The sequence below is a fragment of the Sulfitobacter sp. R18_1 genome, from assembly GCF_017743915.1.
Taxonomy (GTDB): domain Bacteria; phylum Pseudomonadota; class Alphaproteobacteria; order Rhodobacterales; family Rhodobacteraceae; genus Sulfitobacter; species Sulfitobacter faviae.
The window spans coordinates 52730-74265 of sequence record NZ_JAGHRG010000001.1 but is presented as its reverse complement, the minus strand read 5'-3'; the positions used below and the strand labels follow the sequence as shown (position 1 = coordinate 74265).

The 21536-nt window shown below is 50.0% G+C and carries 34 protein-coding genes; 18 read left to right on the top strand and 16 right to left on the bottom strand.

Going from position 1 to position 21536, the window contains the following annotated elements; genetic code table 11:
• The first annotated feature begins 199 nt into the window (after window positions 1–199).
• The 9 genes from J7392_RS00500 to J7392_RS00460 all read left to right on the top strand — a co-directional run bounded on the left by J7392_RS00500 (window position 200) and on the right by J7392_RS00460 (window position 4171).
• Complete coding sequence (locus J7392_RS00500; protein WP_209215621.1) at window positions 200–412, top strand: hypothetical protein; 213 nt, start codon at window positions 200–202, stop codon at window positions 410–412.
• 75 nt (window positions 413–487) lie between these two features.
• On the top strand, window positions 488–946 hold the full coding sequence (locus J7392_RS00495) for a hypothetical protein (RefSeq protein WP_209215620.1): 459 nt from the start codon (window positions 488–490) through the stop codon (window positions 944–946).
• Between the two features lie 129 nt (window positions 947–1075).
• A complete protein-coding gene (locus J7392_RS00490) occupies window positions 1076–1270 on the top strand; it encodes a hypothetical protein (protein ID WP_209215619.1) in 195 nt (64 codons plus the stop codon).
• Window positions 1271–1290: 20 nt separating this feature from the next.
• Window positions 1291–1965 carry an AAA family ATPase gene (locus J7392_RS00485; protein WP_209215618.1) on the top strand — a complete coding sequence of 225 codons (675 nt, stop codon included), beginning with the start codon at window positions 1291–1293 and terminating at the stop codon, window positions 1963–1965.
• 70 nt (window positions 1966–2035) lie between these two features.
• Entirely contained in the window at window positions 2036–2239 is a 204-nt protein-coding gene (locus J7392_RS00480) for a hypothetical protein (RefSeq protein ID WP_209215617.1), read from the top strand.
• A 131-nt stretch (window positions 2240–2370) separates the two neighbouring features.
• Window positions 2371–2844 carry a hypothetical protein gene (locus J7392_RS00475; RefSeq protein WP_209215616.1) on the top strand — a complete coding sequence of 158 codons (474 nt, stop codon included), beginning with the start codon at window positions 2371–2373 and terminating at the stop codon, window positions 2842–2844.
• A 233-nt stretch (window positions 2845–3077) separates the two neighbouring features.
• The gene (locus J7392_RS00470; protein ID WP_209215615.1) at window positions 3078–3443 is read left to right on the top strand and encodes a hypothetical protein; all 366 of its coding nucleotides are present in this window, start codon (window positions 3078–3080) and stop codon (window positions 3441–3443) included.
• Window positions 3444–3446: 3 nt separating this feature from the next.
• Window positions 3447–3803 (top strand): aminoacyl-tRNA hydrolase, encoded by a 357-nt coding sequence (gene pth2 / locus J7392_RS00465; RefSeq protein WP_209215614.1) that lies wholly within the window; start codon window positions 3447–3449, stop codon window positions 3801–3803.
• A 62-nt stretch (window positions 3804–3865) separates the two neighbouring features.
• Entirely contained in the window at window positions 3866–4171 is a 306-nt protein-coding gene (locus tag J7392_RS00460) for a hypothetical protein (RefSeq protein ID WP_209215613.1), read from the top strand.
• 380 nt (window positions 4172–4551) lie between these two features.
• On the opposite strand, the gene J7392_RS00455 is transcribed toward J7392_RS00460, so the two are convergent.
• Window positions 4552–5094 (bottom strand): hypothetical protein, encoded by a 543-nt coding sequence (locus tag J7392_RS00455; protein WP_209215612.1) that lies wholly within the window; start codon window positions 5092–5094, stop codon window positions 4552–4554.
• 218 nt (window positions 5095–5312) lie between these two features.
• On the opposite strand from J7392_RS00455, the gene J7392_RS00450 reads away from it, so the two are divergent.
• A complete protein-coding gene (locus J7392_RS00450; RefSeq protein ID WP_209215611.1) occupies window positions 5313–5810 on the top strand; it encodes a hypothetical protein in 498 nt (165 codons plus the stop codon).
• A gap of 169 nt (window positions 5811–5979) precedes the next feature.
• Complete coding sequence (locus tag J7392_RS00445) at window positions 5980–8577, top strand: S8 family serine peptidase (RefSeq protein ID WP_209215610.1); 2598 nt, start codon at window positions 5980–5982, stop codon at window positions 8575–8577.
• Between the two features lie 60 nt (window positions 8578–8637).
• Here J7392_RS00445 and J7392_RS00440 read toward each other — a convergent pair whose 3' ends face one another.
• The 12 genes from J7392_RS00440 to J7392_RS00385 all read right to left on the bottom strand — a co-directional run bounded on the left by J7392_RS00440 (window position 8638) and on the right by J7392_RS00385 (window position 15434).
• The gene (locus tag J7392_RS00440; RefSeq protein ID WP_209215609.1) at window positions 8638–8949 is read right to left on the bottom strand and encodes a hypothetical protein; all 312 of its coding nucleotides are present in this window, start codon (window positions 8947–8949) and stop codon (window positions 8638–8640) included.
• A gap of 66 nt (window positions 8950–9015) precedes the next feature.
• A complete protein-coding gene (locus J7392_RS00435) occupies window positions 9016–9276 on the bottom strand; it encodes a hypothetical protein (RefSeq protein WP_209215608.1) in 261 nt (86 codons plus the stop codon).
• Window positions 9276–9668 (bottom strand): hypothetical protein, encoded by a 393-nt coding sequence (locus tag J7392_RS00430; protein ID WP_209215607.1) that lies wholly within the window; start codon window positions 9666–9668, stop codon window positions 9276–9278. The genes J7392_RS00435 and J7392_RS00430 overlap by 1 nt, the downstream gene beginning before the upstream one ends.
• An 82-nt stretch (window positions 9669–9750) precedes the next feature.
• Window positions 9751–10809, bottom strand: a complete 1059-nt coding sequence (locus J7392_RS00425) for a transposase (protein ID WP_247744442.1) — start codon at window positions 10807–10809, stop codon at window positions 9751–9753.
• 34 nt (window positions 10810–10843) lie between these two features.
• Window positions 10844–11326 (bottom strand): hypothetical protein, encoded by a 483-nt coding sequence (locus J7392_RS00420; protein WP_209215605.1) that lies wholly within the window; start codon window positions 11324–11326, stop codon window positions 10844–10846.
• Window positions 11326–11655 (bottom strand): DUF4326 domain-containing protein, encoded by a 330-nt coding sequence (locus J7392_RS00415; protein WP_209215604.1) that lies wholly within the window; start codon window positions 11653–11655, stop codon window positions 11326–11328. Before J7392_RS00415 ends, J7392_RS00420 begins: the two co-directional genes overlap by 1 nt.
• Before the next feature lie 3 nt (window positions 11656–11658).
• Window positions 11659–12075 (bottom strand): hypothetical protein, encoded by a 417-nt coding sequence (locus J7392_RS00410; RefSeq protein ID WP_209215603.1) that lies wholly within the window; start codon window positions 12073–12075, stop codon window positions 11659–11661.
• A 2-nt stretch (window positions 12076–12077) separates the two neighbouring features.
• Window positions 12078–12350, bottom strand: a complete 273-nt coding sequence (locus J7392_RS00405; RefSeq protein WP_209215602.1) for a GIY-YIG nuclease family protein — start codon at window positions 12348–12350, stop codon at window positions 12078–12080.
• Complete coding sequence (locus J7392_RS00400) at window positions 12350–12586, bottom strand: hypothetical protein (RefSeq protein ID WP_209215601.1); 237 nt, start codon at window positions 12584–12586, stop codon at window positions 12350–12352. Before J7392_RS00400 ends, J7392_RS00405 begins: the two co-directional genes overlap by 1 nt.
• 309 nt (window positions 12587–12895) lie before the next feature.
• Window positions 12896–13876, bottom strand: a complete 981-nt coding sequence (locus tag J7392_RS00395; RefSeq protein ID WP_209215600.1) for a metallophosphoesterase — start codon at window positions 13874–13876, stop codon at window positions 12896–12898.
• 73 nt (window positions 13877–13949) lie between these two features.
• Entirely contained in the window at window positions 13950–14489 is a 540-nt protein-coding gene (locus J7392_RS00390) for a YgjV family protein (protein WP_209215599.1), read from the bottom strand.
• A 69-nt stretch (window positions 14490–14558) separates the two neighbouring features.
• Window positions 14559–15434, bottom strand: a complete 876-nt coding sequence (locus J7392_RS00385; RefSeq protein ID WP_209215598.1) for a hypothetical protein — start codon at window positions 15432–15434, stop codon at window positions 14559–14561.
• 203 nt (window positions 15435–15637) lie between these two features.
• On the opposite strand from J7392_RS00385, the gene J7392_RS00380 reads away from it, so the two are divergent.
• The 3 genes from J7392_RS00380 to J7392_RS00370 are packed head-to-tail and all read left to right on the top strand — an operon-like array spanning window position 15638 to window position 16499.
• Window positions 15638–15970 (top strand): hypothetical protein, encoded by a 333-nt coding sequence (locus J7392_RS00380; protein ID WP_209215597.1) that lies wholly within the window; start codon window positions 15638–15640, stop codon window positions 15968–15970.
• A 17-nt stretch (window positions 15971–15987) separates the two neighbouring features.
• Window positions 15988–16227 carry a hypothetical protein gene (locus J7392_RS00375; protein ID WP_209215596.1) on the top strand — a complete coding sequence of 80 codons (240 nt, stop codon included), beginning with the start codon at window positions 15988–15990 and terminating at the stop codon, window positions 16225–16227.
• An 11-nt stretch (window positions 16228–16238) separates the two neighbouring features.
• Window positions 16239–16499: a hypothetical protein gene (locus J7392_RS00370; RefSeq protein ID WP_209215595.1), complete on the top strand. Its 261-nt coding sequence runs from the start codon at window positions 16239–16241 to the stop codon at window positions 16497–16499.
• Between the two features lie 757 nt (window positions 16500–17256).
• On the opposite strand, the gene J7392_RS00365 is transcribed toward J7392_RS00370, so the two are convergent.
• Window positions 17257–17580, bottom strand: coding sequence for a helix-turn-helix transcriptional regulator (locus tag J7392_RS00365; RefSeq protein ID WP_209215594.1), 324 nt, complete (start codon window positions 17578–17580; stop codon window positions 17257–17259).
• Window positions 17581–17786: 206 nt separating this feature from the next.
• On the opposite strand from J7392_RS00365, the gene J7392_RS00360 reads away from it, so the two are divergent.
• The 3 genes from J7392_RS00360 to J7392_RS00350 all read left to right on the top strand — a co-directional run bounded on the left by J7392_RS00360 (window position 17787) and on the right by J7392_RS00350 (window position 19257).
• On the top strand, window positions 17787–18083 hold the full coding sequence (locus tag J7392_RS00360) for a hypothetical protein (RefSeq protein WP_209215593.1): 297 nt from the start codon (window positions 17787–17789) through the stop codon (window positions 18081–18083).
• Window positions 18084–18256: 173 nt separating this feature from the next.
• Entirely contained in the window at window positions 18257–18718 is a 462-nt protein-coding gene (locus J7392_RS00355; protein WP_209215592.1) for a hypothetical protein, read from the top strand.
• 8 nt (window positions 18719–18726) lie between these two features.
• On the top strand, window positions 18727–19257 hold the full coding sequence (locus J7392_RS00350) for a hypothetical protein (RefSeq protein ID WP_209215591.1): 531 nt from the start codon (window positions 18727–18729) through the stop codon (window positions 19255–19257).
• Here the strand turns inward: J7392_RS00350 and J7392_RS00345 are convergent.
• The gene (locus J7392_RS00345; protein ID WP_247744441.1) at window positions 19241–19543 is read right to left on the bottom strand and encodes a helix-turn-helix transcriptional regulator; all 303 of its coding nucleotides are present in this window, start codon (window positions 19541–19543) and stop codon (window positions 19241–19243) included. The genes J7392_RS00350 and J7392_RS00345 overlap by 17 nt on opposite strands.
• A gap of 173 nt (window positions 19544–19716) precedes the next feature.
• Window positions 19717–20562, bottom strand: a complete 846-nt coding sequence (locus J7392_RS00340) for a hypothetical protein (RefSeq protein WP_209215589.1) — start codon at window positions 20560–20562, stop codon at window positions 19717–19719.
• A 116-nt stretch (window positions 20563–20678) separates the two neighbouring features.
• Here J7392_RS00340 and J7392_RS00335 point away from each other — a divergent pair, with 116 nt between their 5' ends.
• Complete coding sequence (locus tag J7392_RS00335; RefSeq protein WP_209215588.1) at window positions 20679–21137, top strand: hypothetical protein; 459 nt, start codon at window positions 20679–20681, stop codon at window positions 21135–21137.
• The last annotated feature ends 399 nt before the right edge of the window (window positions 21138–21536 follow it).

The following is a 21536-nucleotide window of genomic DNA, read 5'->3' as shown; positions in this document are numbered from 1 at the left end:
AGATTATATACCTCAAAAGTTGGCCTAGGTCAATTGATAACGCCTGTTTCTGCACATTTGTGCTTGAAGTCAGGTCTCAGAACTGTAGATAGAGCAAAAATACAAGACAAGACGGCAAGGTTTGATGCAGAGCAACAAAAAACGGATTCCCAGTATAAGTGTTATTGGGGCCATTCTTCTGGCTTTAGGGCTTCTCCTAATGGCTAAAGAGATCATGTTCATAAAGGAGATGGGTGAAGTCTTTCTCGTCACTGATAGAGCCCTATGGGCACTGATCCTGATGGTGACAGGAAGCTTCTCGTTCTGGGCGCAGTCTATCATGGCGATGCAGGATCGCTTGTGTCACGTGCAGGCCCAGAACGAAGCCGTGGCATCTCAATGGATGCGAAATCAGGCAACCTCTCATAGCTGAGCTGGAAGCTTGCGGCCGGGGTGGTATCTCTATCTCTGATAGGGATCATATTTATCATATTTTAGGAGAAGTATTATGACTGAAGACAATCTGGACACCCATACCGCACGCTTGGTTGAGATGCACCATAAGGCGCTGGGCTATGAAAACCTAAGCAATGCATGTGGATATGTCGGTAACGGCACGAGCGAGACGATCAAGATCGAGATGACTGAAGACCTCTCGAAGGTCCGGGTTAGTGGTGAGAACCGTTCAGTCATGGGCGCCACCTTATCAGAAGCTCTGAGCAACTACGAAGTTGACGCCCAAGTACTCAAAGCAACGATGATCGACGAGAAAGCTGAGGCTTTCGATAACCTGTGTGAACTGTTTGCCATTGCTACCGAGACCGGTCAGGTACTGAAAGTTGGCGAAGATGATGCTACGCGTGAGTTTATCGTGCGTGTCGGCCGCGAGTGGTCCTGTGGTCACGGCCTGATGGATGCGCTAGAGAATGCTGTGAACGAGATGAAGCCCAGCGCGCCCAAGCCGTAATATAGAACGACATAATAATTATGGAAGGCCACAGGTTAATTCTTGTGGCCTTATTTAATTTTACGTGTATGCTTATGATTAAATTTACAGATTCCATGTTATATTTGTTCGATTACAAAGGAGATAATCATGCAGAAGACTTTTGACGCTCTCGAAGCACGCCATCCTGGCTGTAAAGTGGCGGACATTAAGTTCACCATCAACCCATCAAAGATTGGGGGCGAGCCCATTGATATGGATGTTCTCGATGACAAGCTTGCTCTGGCTGTCACCAATGCCAAAGAGATCACTCTGGAAGAAGTGATGTCTCGCGGCTTCCTGTAAATCATCTGAGACCTAAAAATATGATCTTGCAATCTGTGACCCTCAAGGAGCCCTATCGGTCCTTTCCAAAAGGGTTTACTGTCGACTTCAAGAACCGGGTAACCGTCGTTGTTGGAGACAATGGGGCTGGAAAGAGTACGCTTCTTGGTCTGATCCGTAGCCAGTTCAAATCCACTTGGACGCCATCGTCATTGACGAACGCAGCAGAGAGTGCGGCGGTAGTCCACCCGGAGCCCGCCTCAGGAGAACAGATCAACGCGATTGATCTCGCTGCGGACCACATGGGTTTCCGAGGTGATATGGATGAGGCTAACTTTGATGTTCATCTCAAGGTGCTGCAAAAATCTGCGGGGCAGGCTTCCATTATTCAGCTGTCAGACATCATGCAGAGATCCAAAGCGCGCCTCCACATCATTGATGAACCCGAACGGGGCCTCTCGCCCGCTAAGGAATGGGTCCTAGCGGCGCTTTTGAAGGAGATTGTGAGCGAACGTCCGGATGACCAGTTCATCGTATCGACGCATAGTGATAAGGTCATGGAGGCTCTTGGCGGCTGCGTTCTACAGCTGCCAAATGGCGTGTACCTTAATTATAAAGATTACCTGGATGCATCTCACAATTATGGCCAGCTTCAAGCTGATCGATATGTGCAAGCTCGTAAGGCTGAACGTGAACAAAACACCTATGGTCTCTGAGGTTTGACGTACCTGTAACCAACTCATAGTATGCGCAACGCATTGCTATTTCAGTGGAGAATTTAAGAATATGACTAACAAAAACAACATCGCCATTGTTACAACTTTGGGCGCACAAGAATTCGATAAGACGGTGGTGCATGCCGTCAGCGAACAGGTCAAAGAAAAGGTCGCCAGCGGACTTGCGGAGGGCGAAATCGTTGTGGCAGATACTACCTTTAAGTTCAAAAAAGAAGCCAAGGACGTTTTGCTCTCGATGGCCAGCGAAACCTAGATATTGCCGACAATACAGTTTTGATAGCCCTCGATGTAATCGCGTCGGGGGTTTTCTTTTACTCAATGCATAAAAGTTGACAATACATGGTTAAGTATGCATTGTGATCCTTATTCAATGCAGAGGGCATCATGGTTACTGAGCAGAAAAATAAGATTTGGATGTATTGTGAAGCATGCTCTACAGACATTGAAGTGAGCGACTTGGCTTTCGTCGATGGCGCCCCTACACACTTCGGATGTGTCGATCCCGCAGACTTCGGCAAACCCCATGTTTCCAAGAACCTTCAGGAAGAGTTCGACCGCTTGCGTGTCTATACGACAGTCTTCGGCAATTTCCTGACCGAGCTCTTTGTCGCATCGTTGTCTTCCATTCCAACTCAGTCGGTTGAGGATGTTCCGCTGGTTGGGGGTGAGGAAGATGCACCGACCAGTAAGGAAGCAATCGATGTTGGAACGAACACTGCTACGATGCTAAGCTCCGCCATCAAGGCAGCCGCTGGTGAGGGCCCCGAGGCCGTAGAAAAGCTTTGTGAAGACATTCTAGAGGCGGGGAAGTCCACACTCTCGGACGGCGAGATCGCCAGAATCTTTACAAGTTCTTAACAATTAGGGCAGGGCGTTTATGGGAACCTTCTGCTAGATCGTATCTCGATGACTGACACGGGAGCCGAGGAGCTCCAATACAACGGTCAGAAATCTATCGGGACAGGAAGAAAGGTCGCTCCAGGGGATGGGGCGGCCTTTTTTGTCGTTTATCTATTATGATATAATGTTGACAATACATGATATAGATGCGACATATTCATGTATTGATTGATGCCTAATAAGGAAATGATATGGATATCGCTTCGCTGATCGAGTTTCTGGACGCCAACTTTGAGCAGGAGACCAAACGTCTTTATCGCGCTCTGGAAGATGCAGTCGATGCTGCTGCGAAGGATCCCTGCAATCCAAAGGTCACGGATCGTTCTCGTGTAGCCATCGACGTCCAGCAAAACGTCCAAGCCATCGGCTATGCCCTCGAAAACGCGCGCAAGGCCGCTGAGGCAGGTGATGGTGCTCAATCCGTGCTGAATTCTCTCACAAGCAAGCTGGTCGCGCATCAGGGCGGTGTTTCGCAGGGTGTTGAGGCGCATATGCACTACAGTGCTAACCTGGCTCTGCTGATTGGTGAAATCCAGCGCGAAATGCGGAAAGGCTGACCTATGACAAGTGAATTGCGACAAGTTATCGTGGTCCGGCGCGATCTAAAAATGACGCGGGGCAAAGAGTCTGGACAGGTAGGCCATGCGGTTCTGGATAGCATCGTCCCCCGTCTCAGTGATCCAGTAGTGCAGGAGTGGTATCACAACTCGCAAGCCAAGATCATTGTCTCGGTCGACAGTGAGGATGAACTGTTGGCAGTAGCAGAGAAGGCTGTAGAGGCTGGTATTCATACGGCCAAGATCATTGATGAAGGTCGCACCATGTTTAATGGAGTGAAGACCCTGACTTGTGTGGCACTTGGCCCGGCGAAACGTGATGAACTGGACCCGATCACTGGGCATTTGAAGCTGCGCTAAGTGTAGTGGCTTGCACCCCAGACCGCTACCTTTGATAGAGAAATCTAAAGAGGAGAACTAATATGCGTGGAAACTCAGAGATTGAATCCGTCTGGGACGATCACCCAAAATTCCCTGCTCGCGATTGGGAGCGAGAAGTGGTCCGTGACGAGACGCGACTTGGTTACATCAACTGGCTGGAAGAACGCCTAGGAAACGAGCTTACCGATCAGGGAGAATATGAACACTGGGCCCCAGAAGGGAATGAGGAGTTCGAAGAATATCCGGTGGCGGACTGGAGCTACGAGGTCCAGAATGGCGACACGCGCGCTGGCTACGTCGACTATGTGAACACCCAGATTGAGATGTATGATCCCCCATCTCCCTAATGATTTTGACCACTTAGAGTAAGAACGGACGCCTCCTTAAACGGGGGCGTTTTGCTTTTGGTCTACCGGCTTCTTTCGATGAAGCGCAAACCTAACATCTGTCGTGATCTCACCGCGATCCAAGGCATTCCTCAGGATGGTGCGAACTTCGACCCGCTTGTGGCGATCATTTATAATGAGTGATGGCCAATTTCTCATAGACCGCACTGGCATGGATGCCTTCACCCTCAGTCGAAAGACACCCTAGTACCTGCTCTTTGGTAGTCATATTTTTTGCTCCCATAGTCACCTCATCAATATCGAGGTTACCCATAGAACAAATACTGCACGCAAACTGATCATGTCAATTAGTGTAGATGCCAAGTGAAACTATGCGTTAACTATGCAGGATGGGCGCCTGCCATTGAACGATCTGCATCCTTTAGCTTGAAGGAGGAGAACAGGTTCTTGCTAGGACAGACATCCTCGACAGTGAGTGACTTCAGCACGAGAGGGAACTTCGGGATCTCACTCGGGATCTGGCCGGGGTGGCTGTAGCTCAGAGAGATATGGGGATCGAAGGTCGACCAGGTATCAACCATGTGGTGGTTAACCTCGAAGATACGGCGCATGCGATCAAGCTGCTTTGATGTAATCCGCAAGCCTAGCCCAGCGCCGTCTTTCCCGAAGCGAGCGAGATCAATCTGCTCCATACAGGCTCTCACGGGCACATCTCTGTTGAGCACATGCTTATGGCGCGACTTGGTGAGCATCAATGTCGTATGGAATACAAATTTCTCGGCGGGAATGGAGCTACCATCATAGTTCACCGTCAAATCAATGCCGTGATCAAGACACCAGTTTCGCAGATTGCGCTGGGTCTCGTCGGTATAGACGACAGAAATATACTTTTTGGGCCCGAAAAAGCGATCCAATAGGGTCATGAGAAATGCTCACAAGTAAACAAGCGTTGGCTTGAAGGTTTTCAATAAAGGGTATGAGATTTCATATATTACAGAAATAGAAATATTCTATTCGTCAATGTTAAAAAAATCCAAGTATCCTCATCATACCTGAAACAATCTATTTCTTCTCGGTAAACATAACTCAGATTTAATAGAATGCCGCTAACTTCAGTATTATTGATAGATTGGAGTTCAATATGAAGGCTATGAAGATTTTCGCGGCAATCGCCGTAGCGGGTGCATTGAGTGCTTGTTCTGGAAGCGATACCGTACGTGACATGGTAGGCGAGACCTACACCGACAATAACTACAGCTCAGGTGCCAAACCTAGCCCGGCCGTGCCAACTGGCCTGGGAGTAGGTGTTGTGCAAAACATTTACCTGAAGCCAGGCTCAAAAACCAAATCGGGCGCTGTTCCGCCAGTGGGCTATACTAATCAGTGGTGGACTGACCCAGAGACGAACTGTGAGTACTCCCGAGCCACATATGGTGGTCAGGTAAGCTGGACACTGATCCTGAACCCTCCCGGCAAACCCTTGGCTAAAGCATCTTGCATGAAGCACTTTGTTTCTGAGGGGCCACTGGTTCCTGGATACCGCCATGTTGGGAATGGCAACTACGTCTATGATAAGGCTACGGACCCTCTGCTTCAGCCGAGACCGATGATGTCCATGGACGTGGACAAGTGGGACTAATAATAAGTCTCGCTTAATATTATTTGAGATTAACTCACAAAAAGGCCCCCGAACTTAATTGATCGGGGACCTTTTTGTCTTCTCCACCCCATTCGTTATTCCCGAGCCGTAACTATTTCATAAATGAGTATGTGCTACCTTTTTGGCTATAACCAGAGAAAGGGCGCACATGCCAAGAAATCCAAAGAACGATCCCCATTACAGTAAGCAGTGGCATCTCCATAGTGAGAATGGCATCAATGTAGAAGGAGCATGGGAAAACTATTCAGGTAAAGGCGTGAGTATTGCTTTTCTTGACGATGGCTTTAACACGAGCAATAGAGATATTTCCGACAATATCTTGGATAGCTCCTGGGACTATGCCTTTAACGATGGCGATGTGAGAAAATATGGCTCTGACACAGCTCATGGTACGTCTACTTCGACAATTGCCCTGGGCGCAGCGAACGGCACGGGTGTCGTTGGAGTTGCCTATGAAGCTGGACTGATCGCGAACCGTGTTTCCTTTGGCGAAGGGAAGGGGACGCACGAAGCATGGATTGCCGGTCTTCATCAGTCGGACGTGTTCAATAATAGTTGGGGCTGGAGCAAAGCTTTCGTCGACAATTTCAACGATCATGGCTGGGGAACGCGCTGGGGTGACGAACTAGACAAGGCACTGGCGGAAGGTCGTGATGGGCTGGGTGTGAACGTAGTTTTCGCGGCCGGTAACGAACGAAACAAGGATGGTGCGTCCAACACCAGTAACCTTAAAAATGACATTGGTACGATTACCGTTGGAGCCACTGATCAGGATGGTGTTTATACCTATTTCAGCTCGGAAGGGTCCAATCTCCTAGTATCAGCTCCCGGACTAGATGTTTATGGAGGAAGCGACAACGGTGGCTCTGAAGCAGTTCGTGGCACCTCGTTCTCCGCCCCTCAGGTATCAGGAGCTGTAGCTCTAATGCTGGAAGCCAACCCAGACCTGGGCTGGCGCGATGTACAGGAAATCCTAGCGATCAGCTCTCGTAAGGTTGATGCCACAGGAGACATAATGGCTGGCGATGCTGCTGCGTCGGAAGGCAATGTCTGGCGTGAAAATGGCGCCGATAATTGGAATGGTGGAGGCATGGTCTTTAGCAACGATTATGGCTTCGGGCTTCTCGATGTGACAGCGGCTACAAACCTTGCAGCGTACTGGCATAAGCAGTCTACCTCAGAAAATATGATGAAAGGCACAGGCTCAACGGTCGTTTCCGATCTGGAACCGGAGTTGATCGATTTCGAGGATCGGGTGGATAGCATTAATATCGTCATGGAAGACAATATCAGCATCGACAAGGTTACGCTGAACATGAACTACGGGAGCTGGGCATTCTCGGTCATCGAGGCAACTCTCATATCCCCGGAAGGTACACGATCCGCCTTGATAAGTGGTATCGACCACAATCGTAAGCAGCTTGATTTCACCTTCACATCAAATGCCTTCTGGGGCGAAGAAAGCGCTGGTACATGGCGCCTTGAGTTCAACCTCCCCAAGATGGATAAACCTACCAACGTTGCCGTCAAGGACGTGGAACTGACTGTCTATGGTGATGCGATATCAAATGGCGACATGCACTTCGTGACCTCAGATATCGGCCGCATGATCGAAACTGGGGCCTCTGACGGCATCATCAGCGATCATGATGGGGGTGAGGACACATTGAACCTCACAGCCACCTCAGAGGGCGTCACAGTGTCTCTTGCTGGCGGCACAAGCATCTTTGAGGGTACCCAGTTCAGAGTGACCGGAAACCGTATCGAGAACGTCATCTCGGGGCGTGGTGATGATCGCCTTTATGGGACGAATGGTGACAACCAAATCACCAGCAATGAAGGCAACGACACTGTGTTTGGCTTCGATGGGGATGACCATGTTCTGGGTGGCACCGGCAACGATCATATCGAAGGCGGCAGAGGTGACGATTACCTCTCGGGAGGCTACGGTCGCGATTACATCAAAGGTGGTGAGGGCAACGATCTCATCTCTGGCGGTGCGCATCGAGACATCATGCACGGCCAAGAGGGCGATGACCGGATCTACGGCAATTCTGGCGACGATGTATTGACCGGTGGTCTCGGTCGTGACTCACTGGATGGCGGATCGGGCCGGGATATCCTATTTGGTAATGCTGGCAACGACCGTCTCGATGGCGGCGAAGGCTCTGATCACATGTATGGTGGCATCGGTGATGATGTTTACGTTGTCGATCATGTCGATGATGAGACCAGAGAAAATGCCGGGGAAGGCAATGACTTTGTCATGTATGATGCCCTTGGTGCGTTCCAGTCTGGTGAGAACATCGAGTATGCAAGATTGCTCGAGAGTGCCGGTGAATCTTCTCTGACAATGAACGAGAGCCACAACAAGATCTGGGGCAACAGTTCAGCCAATGTCATCCGGGGGCAGGGTGGTGATGACCACATCTCCGGCGGCGGTGGAGAAGATGTCCTTTATGGTGGTTCAGGCAACGACCAGTTCATCATGGATCACTGGGATAAGTCGGTAGCCAAAATTATGGACTTCCTGGATGGTTCCGACAAGATCGACGTGTCTCGACTTCTTTCTGGCTCCGCAGCAAGAGATCCCATTGCTGATCAAACGTTCAGCATCTCTCAAGCTGGCAGTGATGTCGAAATTACCTACAATGGTAACCAGTCGACCCCAGATGATGATTACCTGATGTGTGTGCTTGTTGGCCAGAACTCCAACAACATCGACATCCACGATTTCGTCTACTAAAAAAATAGGGCTCGCTACCATGCGGTGAGCGAGCCCTTCTTCTTCCAACCGATACCGAGACTAGTGCTTGATCCCTAGAGCCCGGTTGCGATCTTCCTCATAGCGAATGCAATACTCTCGAATTCTAGCGGACGACCGTCGGACACTCACCCAAGATGTCAGACTGATGCCAAGTGCCACTACCTGAGCGAAGATGAGAGCAGCCAGCACGTAATCCGTCATCGACCCGAAATTGGCGATATCAACCATAAAATACAGGTTCACGAGACATAGCGCCAAAATGGCTACCTGGATCAAGACCTTCTTGGTAAGGGATTTGACGATCTTACGGCTCTCGACATAGGCGATGCTTGGAGTCTTATATTCTTGCATGAATTAATTCCTTTGGTGGTCACGAATGTTTCTGGATGATTTCTTATCGAAATTCAATCGCTTCCTTCAGCGGACCTTCAGAACTTCATATTTCTTCCATAGGAAGAGGAAGTTGAGACGCTTGAACCAGTTCATCTTTCTCAGTGTCAGGCGTTTTACGCGGGATCGGCCGGTGATGGCGTCCTTGAACATGAGAGCAGCGAGCTTGTGGCTAAGCTCTTCGGCTTGCTCTTCGCTGTCGCATTGTAGGGTCACCAAAAAGATGTCGTCCCCCTTGGTGATCTTTGCTCGGCTGTTAGGCAGAAGCGTCTGATCGTCACCCGACATCAGGTTTCTCCGGATACTTCGGTGCGGAGCTTTTGTAGGTCGGCTTCCAGCTCGTCATCCTCTTCCCAGTCAGGATAGTTCACATCACATTCTTTGGTCATGTCCCAAAGCAGGCGGGTCCCTTCTTCTTCCCAGTCGCCAGCCTTCAGCTTGGCGCAATAACCAGAGCGCTGCTCAGGCTGGTCGGGATCAACCGCGTGATAGGGGCATGCTTTAATCCTCATGCGGGGAGGGCCACCGGCCTCGTCGCGTTTAAAGCCCAGCGCTGTGTAGCAGTAGTGCCCTTTGGGGATGACCACACAGGAGCCGTTCAGCTCCTCAAAGCGAGCATCAGCGTCTTTAGGAAGAGTGCCTTCAGTAAGGTCGACAGGTGTATCTACAGTATCTTTCATAAAACCCTCAAATAATATTCATCTGTTTCAATTGCTCGATGGATTGCTGGGCACAAGTATGGTGGTTGACATCCACCCCGCCCTAAAGGACGGGGATTCCTCCTGCGAGACGCTCATGCCCGAGCGCGAGAATGTTTAGCGCTGCGTTTGTGTCTCGGTCATGAACCGATCCACAAGAGCTGCATGTCCATTCCCTTATTCCAAGATTGCCCATACCTTTCGGACTGCTGATGGGAATATCCTTGCAGCTCGAGCAACGTTGGGAAGTATAGGCTTCGTTGACCTCTTCGAAAACAACACCTGCGTGATCGCATTTATATTCCAGCATTGTTTTGAACATGCCCCAACCAGCGTCAAGCGCCGACTTGGCCATACGGGTCTTAGCCATTTTAAGTGACGATACGTTGCCAACGATGATTGCGGCATTTGTATCGACCAATTTGCGCGACAGCTTGTGAAGCGCATCCTTTCGGCGGTTGACAGCTTTTGCGTGAATAGCTGCGACACGCCTTCTCTTTTTGGCACGTTGTGCAACGGCCAGTTTCTTTTCTTCTTCTCGATACCATCGGCCGGTGAGTTTCTCACCATCGCTGGTATTTACGGCATCCTTACACCCCAAATCTACTCCGACCGATCTGGTGCCTTTGCTCTGTTCAGCCTCAAACTCAACAACAACGTTGAAGTACCAACGCCCCCGCGCGTCCTCACTGAACGATGCAGATCGGAAGGTATATTGCTTCAATCCATAGCTGTCCCAAACCTGGTAGTACCTTCCGTTATGGTAAACGCATCCCTTCTTCCACGACGATGCTTTGGTATTGATCGGAATCCAACCGAGATTTCGCCTCGATCCGAAGCTTTTGCGCCATGAAAGACGCCGCTTCTTGAATTGCTTTCTGCGTCGTACATACTCAGCGGCCACCTGCTGTGGTGTTTGCGAATGCAACCCTAGTTCTTTGGCCGCACCTTTGGTGTATGGATGTAAATCGAAAGCCGAGAGAAACTTGCCACGCTCTCTGATGGATCTCTCAGAAAGCTCGTTGATGTAGTTCCAGACCATGTTTACGGACCTCGCCATGTCCCGCAGACGTGCGGCGTGGCGATCCTTAATTCGAACCTTAAGAGTCTTGGTCTTTGTCATATTACATGCAAATATACATGACAATTCACCGGATTCAAGATTTATTTCTATGGAAACGCGCCTTACAACCCCCACCTGAAGGAAGGGGTCTTGCGGCGCAACTGATAAATACGCCCCCTTCATCGCGCCACAGGTACGCATATTTTGTGCGGTCGTCGATCAGTACATCGCCAGGCTGGCAATACATGCCCTTATCTTTGGAAGCACATACAATCATTGGTACGCCGGGGAAACGATCTCGTCCCCACAGGATCTTCTGTAGCTCAGACCAGCCACCCGTAGGGCATCCCGTGAGAATGATCGGTCGCCGGTGACTAACTGCCATATAAAGCTCCATGGCATCAGGCATAAGCGGAAGATTGCGATAAAAATCAGGCGCCAGATCTACAATATCTTCCCAGAAATTATCGGTGCCGACGCTCTTACGGTAGTCGACCGGACAGCAGTTAAACTTCTCCCGGAAGGCCCGATCAAAATCAGCCAGAACTCCATCACAGTCTAAGTAAATCCGTCTCATTAGGCAGCTCCCAGATAAAGTTTGGCATAGGCCCACTGAGCAGCATTCGCGAGGACGTCGCCATGACATGCTTTAGGCGCGCAGTGGCAACCCAGCCGCTTCCCATGAAGGGCGGCAAGGTCTTCTAGGGTGACTTTCCCCTTTTTGATCTGATCCCAGAGGTAATCACGGTAGACTGCAATTACTCGATCCCGCTCTCTATCCGACTGGTTCGCCATAGGCTCTGGGTTGCCCCAGCGCGTCCGACGATCAATGCGAACGTCATATTCATGGCGCTTAAGGTGGACCGCACGGGCTTTTTGGGAGAAGTCTAGCAGCTGAGCGGACATATCTTATCCAGTGATCTCATCTGTACTGAAAAGATCGCCCTGGTCGGCCATCTCATTGAAGCGTCCGCGCATAACATAGGCGTGCGCGAATTCAGGATCGAAGGTTACATCCTTGATGTAGTGCTGGTAGCCACCGGCATTAATAAAGCTGACGTGATCCTCGGGCTGGTGACAGGTTCCACGAACACTGTCCATCGCACCCAAAATTTGAATCTCAACGCCTTTGGAGCCTGGCTTTACTGCGGTGTCGACCACTGCCGCGAGAAGGTAGTTGCAGGTGTTCAAGATTGCTTTTGCAGCATCCTCAACTGTGTGCATGGCACCAGGAACCATGTCGAGGTTCACCTTCACCGTGAAGGTCGTGGCGCGGTAATACGGAGGGATGGAGTGGGCGCGTTCGCTTTGAATGAGCTTTTTCATATTTATGCTTTCTTGCGTGCTGCCGCGATCAATTTCTGGCGGCGATATTTATCTTTTTTCAGATACCATTCGGCGGACATTGCCTCCGACTTACCCGGATGGGTTTCCAGGTGTATTATTCGCCAGTCCCGACCCTTCGTGGATTTCGCTCCACGGCCGGTGTTGTGTGCCTTCAGACGCGCTTCCGGATCGTAGGTCCACCCCACATACGATTTGCTGCGTCCCTTATCACAGGTCGCCAGCATATAGACATATGCAGGACGGTCATCACTCATTAGCTGGAGGCTTCCATCAGCGCGCCCACTTCCACGCCGTTTTCCTCACATGTGTAGGACCAGTCGCCAGCACGGTAAATCGCGCCTGTATCAGTCGCCAATCCAAACTGACCGCTTTCCGCGTAAGCCGTGTCGGTATCAGCGCGCATCATTGCGATCATGTCATCACAGATGCCGCTATCATTCATATGGAAGGCGCCTACAGCTACTCCAGCAAGCCAAATCGTCGCAAACATCTATTCATTCTCCATCAAGCGGTAATCAGTAAGCCCATAGCGAGCTTAATAATTTAAGTATGTCTAATCATTATACGGTGTAAGATATCCTGTCAACTATTCATGGTATGGAATTCTATCTCAGCATCCGACCAAGGAAAACCTTCTCCTGTGAAACAAGGACACTACCTCGAGAAAGGCTGGCCATCACGCCTTTGCCTCTCTCGATATCCGCTTCCTCGATCTGATGCCTAAGCCTGTCCCTATGGTGGTCGTCATATTTTTGCAGATTAGAGCGGAGTGTTTTGCTGATGGCACTTAGGATACCCATCAGGATGGTGAAGGCGCAGCTTGAGGTTTGCTTTCCAGGTCATTCCTGAGCGTCATCTCAATGTGATATTGGTTGTCCTTAAGCTGGAGCACGGGCACAGGCGCCGCATGCTTCTTATACTTCCCGCATCCGCCATCCATATTTATGCGACCACACTCGTTAACCAGGTCATGGTGATCTGAGCTATTAAGTGCTTCCAGAAGTGCTCGTGCCATTTCGGTCTCGCTCTTCTCAAAAACTTGGCCGCTTCTGTGTGCTTTGACATAGGAAGTGTATGCGGAGGACTGAGGATCCGTGCCGACCGGTGTGTGACCATGCACAACGATAAGATTTCGATCAGGGCCCCAACCAGTTACCCGACCATACTCCAAGAAGTAGTCCTCCCGAACCCATGCCCAATGTGTTTTATCGCCGTCCTCCATCTTTGGTGGGCGGGCGAGATAACGCGCAAGGTCATCTTCACTGTCCAGGCCCGCGATTAAGCCAGCATGGACAAAAATCAGGTTACCAGCGCGATGATGGGTGTTTGCTACCATGTGCTCGAGCATGCCTTCGGGGATCGCATCCCTAACCTGCTGTTCGATACCTTTGGTGCTGCCTGAGGCTTCCGTCACCTCTCGTATAACGGAGGCGCCGCCATTCTTGACCCAGTTCATCCCCATGAAATCGTCATAACTTCCATCTGCAAGCGGAGTGATCGAGTGGAACATCATCATCTCATGATTGCCGATCAGGACAGTACGCTTGTCGACACCGGTGCGCTCACAGGCGTCCCAGGCCATCTTCATGCATTTCATGCCATCTGCACCGCGATCCACAAGGTCCCCCAAAAATATCAGGTGAGACGTCCGGGAGGGGTCTCGGTTCTCGCGAACATACTCCAGTGCTGCTTCCATTGAGGCCAGCTCGCCGTGAATGTCTCCAATCGCGAAAATCTGTTCATCGACGCCGTCCATTGTGCCTTCGGGTAATTGCTTCATCTGAAATCTCCTAAAATATGCTTGGGTTCTATATATGCGAAATATTGCAAGGTCTGCTCTGTTCTACGGCTACCTAGGTTGGCTGCACTGACGGTTTACGGGCCCTGAAAATGGCGTAGGACGCAGACAGGAAGGTCAGCAGCTCCGCAAGGCACAGCCAATACAGTTCATGATCGACCGCATAAAGCATCCAGGCGAATGCGCTCATCATGATAGAAGCCCGCAGCAGAATTATGGAGGCGATTGCTTCCGAAATGCGCAGAGAAAAGATAGCAGCACAGATCAGAAGGTCAGCCGCGCCCTCATAAAACATGGCGGTTGCGATGGTCCCAGCGGTGAGGCCTAGAGTAAGTCGGATCCTGCGAATAAGGGGTCGATCTGAAATCGGTATGAAATATTGAGAAAGGCTGCTCAAGCCTGCGATCAGGCAGAGGGCCATACCGGTGTTCGCGCCTGCAACACCAAAATACACGGCCGTCATCAAGTTCGTGAATACGTTGGCCAGAATGAGCGCCTTCGATGACTTGAAGTGCGGCATACCGATCATCAGACCATAGACCGCCACAACGATCAGATCGATGGGATCAAAAGCTGGAATTTGGTCGAGGGTCATGATTGCTTTCAAGTCTGCTTAGGGCGCGAGACTGTAATCTTACCGCGCCCTAATTAAACCTGAATTAACTTAGGCAGGCATTGCCATCTGCTGGCTGCGATGAAGCTCTACGGCCTCGTCGTAGCGTTCAAGATCAGCCCTTGAGGAGGGACCAAAAGGAACCTTAAGAAGCTGCTCATCGTGATCCCGAACCGCACGTAGGTGGTCGGCATAATCGCAATCAGAGAACAGAGCTTTGAAGTTCTCTGGAAGGTGGTGCGTGACCGCCTCTGGAATCTCGTGAACCTCATAGCCACGCGCTACATGATCGGCGGCCTCACGTAGTGCTCGTGTGATCTTAGGCGAAAAATAGGGGCCCAAAGTGAAGGGGTCATCATGATTGCCCCAAATCGGTGTGGAGATCACACGAGCCATAGTGGAGTTCGCCAGCATAATAGGGCTGGGCACATCCCATCCAGTGTTTAGCTCTCTTCCCACAGTCCCAGTATAGCGAACACCATCATCAGGACCTCCCTTGCCTTCGAACACCTGCACACTGCCGGTGGCAATTCTCATATTTTTGGACGCCATCTGACCTACAATCAGATAGCTTTCCCGGTCTGGCGCCGTGGCGGGAAGATCTGAGGCCATCATAATGGCACGTGCAGAGTCCCCCATGGTCTCCAAGCGAAAGTTGACGTGCTCCAGGATATTATCAGCATCCCAGTTCTCTGGTACTGCGCGACCGAAGAAAAGAGATGATGGGATCTTTTCACCCATCTCGTAGAATTCTCGCAGGTTGTTACCGGCGCCGTCTGCGCAGGGCATCATGCTGGTTACCGTACCGTGACGCGCTTGGCCTCGGGGCAGTTCTACATGGCCAACAAATTCGGTGATAGGTCGATCACTTACCATCGCTTGCTTGGAGCGAAAAAGAAGTTGATAGGTTACCTTACTGTCTGACATTGGAAATATCCTTGTCTGTTTTAAGGGATATTGTTGACAAGAAAGCATTGTCAAGTTTTACGTATCATATTTTTATGCTTTAATCGGCGTGCCACAATGATTGGCGACATCTTCTATCGTTTTGTTTCCATTTATTCTTTACTTTATGCTTGCTGAAACGTAGGGTATTTACATGCACAGTATTGCGAGACGGGGAGGGTGCTATGTCACAGCAGGAGCTTTTTGACATCAGCCGTGAGACAAGGACGCTCATGGGTAGAGTAATGGACGGTGACAGGAATGCGATGGACCGCATTCTTCAACTCAGCAAGCGTCGTGAAGAGATCCTCTGCGCGAGACCGGCCACTTCCCCAGATGCTAATGGTCAAGGCAACCTGGTTGAGCGCCGGATGAAGGCCTTGTCCGCCAATCGTACAATGAGCCAATTCGTCAATGGAGCAAGTCACGAAAAGGCCCCCGGCGGCGCCGCGCTTTTCATCGCGCTGGGCTTCGTCCTTGGCTTGATGGTTTCTCTCTTAATCCACCTGCTCACCTAAACACCTAAGGAACCTAGATGATGAACGATGAAAGCCTGAACCAAGAAGCAGAACGGGTAGCCCGCAAGGTGCGCGAAGAGAACCCGATCCTGGTCGCTGTAGGTCGCAAGATGGCCCCGCAACTGAACGAGATCTTTGCTGCTATGACCCCCGAGAAGTCCGCACCTGAAGGTGCCCAGCGCTGTGCTGAATGTGATTGCGAAAACGGCGGGGACGAATGTACTTGGATTTCGTCTAAACCTGCGTCGGGTTCCTAATGCATACTGACATGGACGCCCGCAACACCGTGTATCTCGATCCCAGCGAATGTTCTGATGGCAAGGTTGCTATCAGTCTTGAGGACAACGGCGCCCCTGCTTTTATCCGCGAGAGCACGCTCTCCAGAAAATTTAAAGAGATCGAAATCAAGACGCTTCGGGATGCGGCCGAGCATATGGCGCAAACCACGATCCCCAAAGAGGCGGCCGATGCACTCCTGCTTTGGGCGGATGCCTCTGAGAAGAAATTGAAAGCTGAAATTAACAAGTAAGCACGGGCGTCCAATGCTGCAACTCATTTCAGATAGCAACATTGGATCGAACCCGGGAAGACTTCATTTTATTCGTAGCCACCCATAGTCAAGATGGCTGCAACTAAAATCGATACAGAGACCCTGCGGTATCATCTGTAGTAGCTACCCAATCTAGGGTAGCTGGATCAGTTTAGGCCACGGTACCAGATTTTTGGCACCCTATAGTAGCCACCCATAGTCCGGGTAGCTGCATCATGACCATCAAAGCGACGTGGATGCTTACCCCTATAGTAGCCACCCATATTCTGGGTAGCTGCATCGATTCAGCGTCAGCATCACCGCAGAGACTACCTGTAGTAACCACCCAATATCAGGATAGCTGCATCTCGTAGGGAGGGCTGTGCGACGGATTATAACCTGTAGTAACCACCCATAGTCCGGGTAGCTGAATCCAATCCAACTTTCGAAACTTTGGCCCGGATCCTGTAGTAACCACCCATACTCAGGGTAGCTGAATCCCCCGGCCTGCGGGCCGCCCTCTGGGTATCCTGTAGTAGCCACCCAAATTCAGGTTAGCTGTACCATGGCAAGACTTGCCTCGTCTGCAAACTTTAGTAGCCACCCAAGCTCTGTAAATTGGCACCATCATCAGCTTAAGAACCTCTCGATCTCCCTTTTATAAGTACCAGTCTCCTTGCTTGTGACCTTTCTAAAAGGATCGAGCGAAGACCTCAAGGATAAATTTCGTCACCAGTTATTCTATTCATGGAGCGCATCATCGCTCTTGTGGTTGAGGATTGCTTTGATTGATGCCTAAAGGGCTTGCAGGTGCAGCGGTTTGGAGAACCTGCAACGTTCGTATAGAGAGCCCATCAAGGCGTCCGAGATAGATCGCATCCAATGTCAGGTCATATAAATCACAAAGGCGCTCGGCCGCTTCCACCGGAATGCGCCTGATCCCGGTCTCCCAGTTGTTGTACTGGGTCGATGAAAATCCATTCTTAAGAGCCCAATCTCTCTGCGAAAGCGGGGAGAGCCCAACGCGGATCGCTTTAAGACGCGCTCCTATGGCCATCGTATCTGTCGACTTGAACATCATCGTCTCGGCGCCTGCTTCCAAGAGTGTTTGAGGAAAGCTATCTTGAGTTTCTCATATTCTCAAGAAGTCTCTTTGAAAGCTCCGGAAATGGCATCGTCTTAATTCTGTCTTAAGCGGCCACATCTATGATGATCGTAAGCAATTACGATCACAGGGAACCTGTATGTCAAAGCCAGTTTTCCTACCATATTTTTAAAGGACGCGATATGCTTGATAGATTTATTGTATCTTGCCTATATACAGTAGGCATAATCGTTATTTTTGACATCGCGATTGCTTTGGGTGCTCCATTCATGTTGGCGGCACTATCTTGTATCGCTGCAACCATGTTCGCGCACTACCTATTTGAACTCGCACGAAATCGTATTCAAGCCCAACGGGATGCCGAAAAAGCAAGACGTAACGAGCTGACCGATGAGGTAAGACACAAGAACCTGAGTGAAATAGCAGCTCGGGTTAAAGCTGAGCGCCTGGCCCAAGAAGGTTGCGAGACCCGACAATGACCATAGTCGGAGCAATATCTCTAACACTTTTGTGCGTGCTCTTCTTGATAATGTCAGAAGACTAAGGCCTGTTTTGGAGGTCGGAATATGGTTGTTATAAGCAATCATAAATTGATATGATGATCAGAAAGCATGGTTAGACCAAGCTAGAGTAATCTATAGAGGCAGAAAATATGACAAACAAAATTCACGGTCGCGTAAGAGACATTTCAAATGACCTACACCGCAAGATCGTCAACATCAATATGGATGGGGCTTCCCAACAGTATAAGCTTGGTCACCGTGACGCTCGTCATGAAGCGGCGAACCTGGCTTCGGAAGCTAACAAGAAATTCGGAGACCTGCTGGATGAGGTCGTGGAGACCTATGTGGTTGCCATGGTCGTTGATCACGAGATCATTGTGGATGTCGCCTCTACTGAAGAGCAAGCTGAGAAAATCGTCCTGTCCTATGTCCAAACAGAATATGATTACGAGGGCGACACCTATGATGTTTCCGATATTTCCGATCATATCGGTTCGATGGGCGACAGCATGACGTGGACCATCAAGAAGAAGATGAATCCTCACTTCATGGATGTGTCCCAGACGCTTGATGAAGAAGCTGACAACACGGCTTCATTTCCGTCCCCCTAATGTGGGAGATGCCTGATCATAAGGATCCTCTGAAGCCAATTGGCATAGAAGATGTAGATCAGAAGATCGAAGACCTCGTAGAGAGCTTGAAGGCTTCCTATGAGGTCTTTCTAGCTGGTGACCCGGAAGAACGTCAGGCGGTTCTCATGTCTGTTGAAATTCAACTGCGGGATGACCCAGCTGTCGAGAGCGAAGACGAATTCTACGATGTTGTCTTTAGCGAAGAGGGCAGCATCTGGACCCGATACAGGTCGGATTCCGCAGAGGGTTGGGCGCCTCATGACGTGTCATATTTTGATAGCAATTATGGAGCCCGATATTGGATGCGCCAGCTTATCAAAGACTTCTTGAACTACCCGGTCGTTCTCGATGAAGAAGCTGATAGAAACCCAACGGTGGAGATTGGTGAAATCTCACAATGGAGCGTTATCCCGAAGTTCAAGGATACGGATCACTTTATGCAGACCGTACTTGAAGTTCCGAAAATTCTCGTGGACTACGAAACACTTCCAAAGCCTCCGACTAAGGATCGTCCGTAATTTCTGTTTTCAAGTAAGATTCGATATATCGAGATGGCAAATCTGAGATTACGCCAAAATATAAGAAGTCCAAGGACAGATCATACGTTTTCCGAAGCTTCTTAGCTGCCAAGAGTGATAGCTCACGCTTCGAATTCTCAAACGGGCCGTAGGTTTGCTCGGTAATGCCAGCCCTTTCCGCGAAACCCTTCTTATTCAGACCAGTCACCGTGCGGATAGCCTTAAGCCTCTCAGCGACCACGACAGTGCTGTCATCATTCTTCTGATCTACTAGAAGCCTAGTCATACACATTACTCCGGTCCAATTACTGATGAAATTCTTTCACCCTTTCATGGGGAGCACAATAAATTTATTGCGTATTGCGCCCACTTATTGAGTGCAATTTTATTGTTAGCTTGCAAGGCCAGTCGGCAACCTCCAACGCCAAAGCCCTGAAGGTTACCGTATAGCCTTATAGGTTACATGCCCATTCCGGCAGAGTCAGCGCTAAGGTCTGATTTTGGGTTCGACATGGCGGCCTGGATCTGAGTGATCATACTCACAGTATTTTCATGTTGCTTGCCGGTGTCGCGCATGTCCACCGAATGATATTCAGGATAAGCGGAATCGGGGAATCCGTAGCCATTATTGATCGCTACAACATCAAAATCGAGACCAATGGACTTTTGGTGTTCTATCACTTCCCGAAGGTGATTTTTCAGCAGATCAATATTATTGTATGCAATCGTGGCATCGTCCATTGGTTTGCCATCCGATACGATCACGAGTTTACCAGGCTGCTCGTGCGCACGCATGCGTTCACTCGCCCACTCAATAGCTTCACCATCAATATTCTCTTTCAAAGCCTTATCATGCAGTAGTCCAAGAAGGTTTTCACGTGCCTCTGGCCATGGTTCGTCACGCTCTTTGATGACATAAAGAAGTAGCTCATTGAGGCGACCTGGCTTCTCTGGTCTTCCTACATTCATCCATTCCTGGTAGGGGCGGCCGCCTTTCCACTTTGCTGTGGTGTGACCCAATATCTCAAAGGGAGTGCCAGCCTTGTGTAGCGCGTTCCCCGTCTCGACCATTCCGGCAATAAGGGTTGCAATCGTCTTACCTCGCATTGATCCTGAGCAATCGAGAAGGAAGGTCCGTGGCTCCTCAGGATCGCTGATCTCGATATCAATGTTGGTCATAAAGGGATCGAGCATGACTTTAAGTCGATTGAGCATCTCAGGATCCTGCTTATGGAAGTCTTCCTTATACTCAGACACATGCATCACCCGATCATATTCTTTGGTGAAAACCTTGTAATTAGACATGTTGCTCTCCTCTTTGTTGGGTCATATGCCGAAGAAATATGAATGTTGCAAACCTATCGGGCCGACCCTTGATTGTTTCCGAGAATTAGGCATGTTGCTCTCAACAGGAGATAAATATGATTGATCGAGCAGTTGCGGATAAAATTGCGCAGGAATTCCTAGAGCACAAGGAGAAGTTCAAGGACTTCAATGCCTCCCAAGATCTTTATGTAAAAGGCGAAGCTGTTTGCCGCATGGCAGCGGTTACCATGCATACGCGTGATGTGGGCATGATCTTCATGGAGATAGTGTTTGCTCCTGAAGGCGGCATGTTTATGGAAACCCAGATGAATCATGGCTGTCACTATGCCGATCTATCAGGGGATGACCCTACTGCCATTGAGAAAGCAATCTTGAGCTATGTGAAGGATGTCTCTCGCTTCGTCGGGGCTGGTGACTACTATCTGACAGAGCCTGAATTCCAAGACGTCGAGGCACAGATTGCCATGGCTAAGAATGCTGATGGTAACTTTGAGCCGATCTTGTGCTCTGTCAGACCTGTGGGAGAAAACCCGTCAAGCGGGCCTTCTTTGTAAGGCCCCAGCGGGAAGTTCTCATTGTATTCGTAGCCACCCATATTTTGGATGGCTGCACCAGTGGCCGGGGCTACTATCTCAAATGGATGTGCCTGTAGTAGCCACCCAAACTCAGGTCTGCTGCATATATGCGATCAGCAGACCTCTGAAGGTTCTCTCCTGTAGTAGCCACCCATATATTGGGTGACTGCACCGCGTAGGAAAATAGCACCATCGCTTCCCAACCTTAGTAGCCACCCATATTCAGGATGGCTGCATCTGCCCGCGTACACGCTCTAAGCGCCTGCGTCCTTTAGTAACCACCCACTCTCAGGATAGCTGCGTCCTTTGCAAGCTCATCGTGTGGCCCTCGCAGTCTGTAGTAGCCACCCAAATCGGGATAGCTGTCTGTTGGCTTGG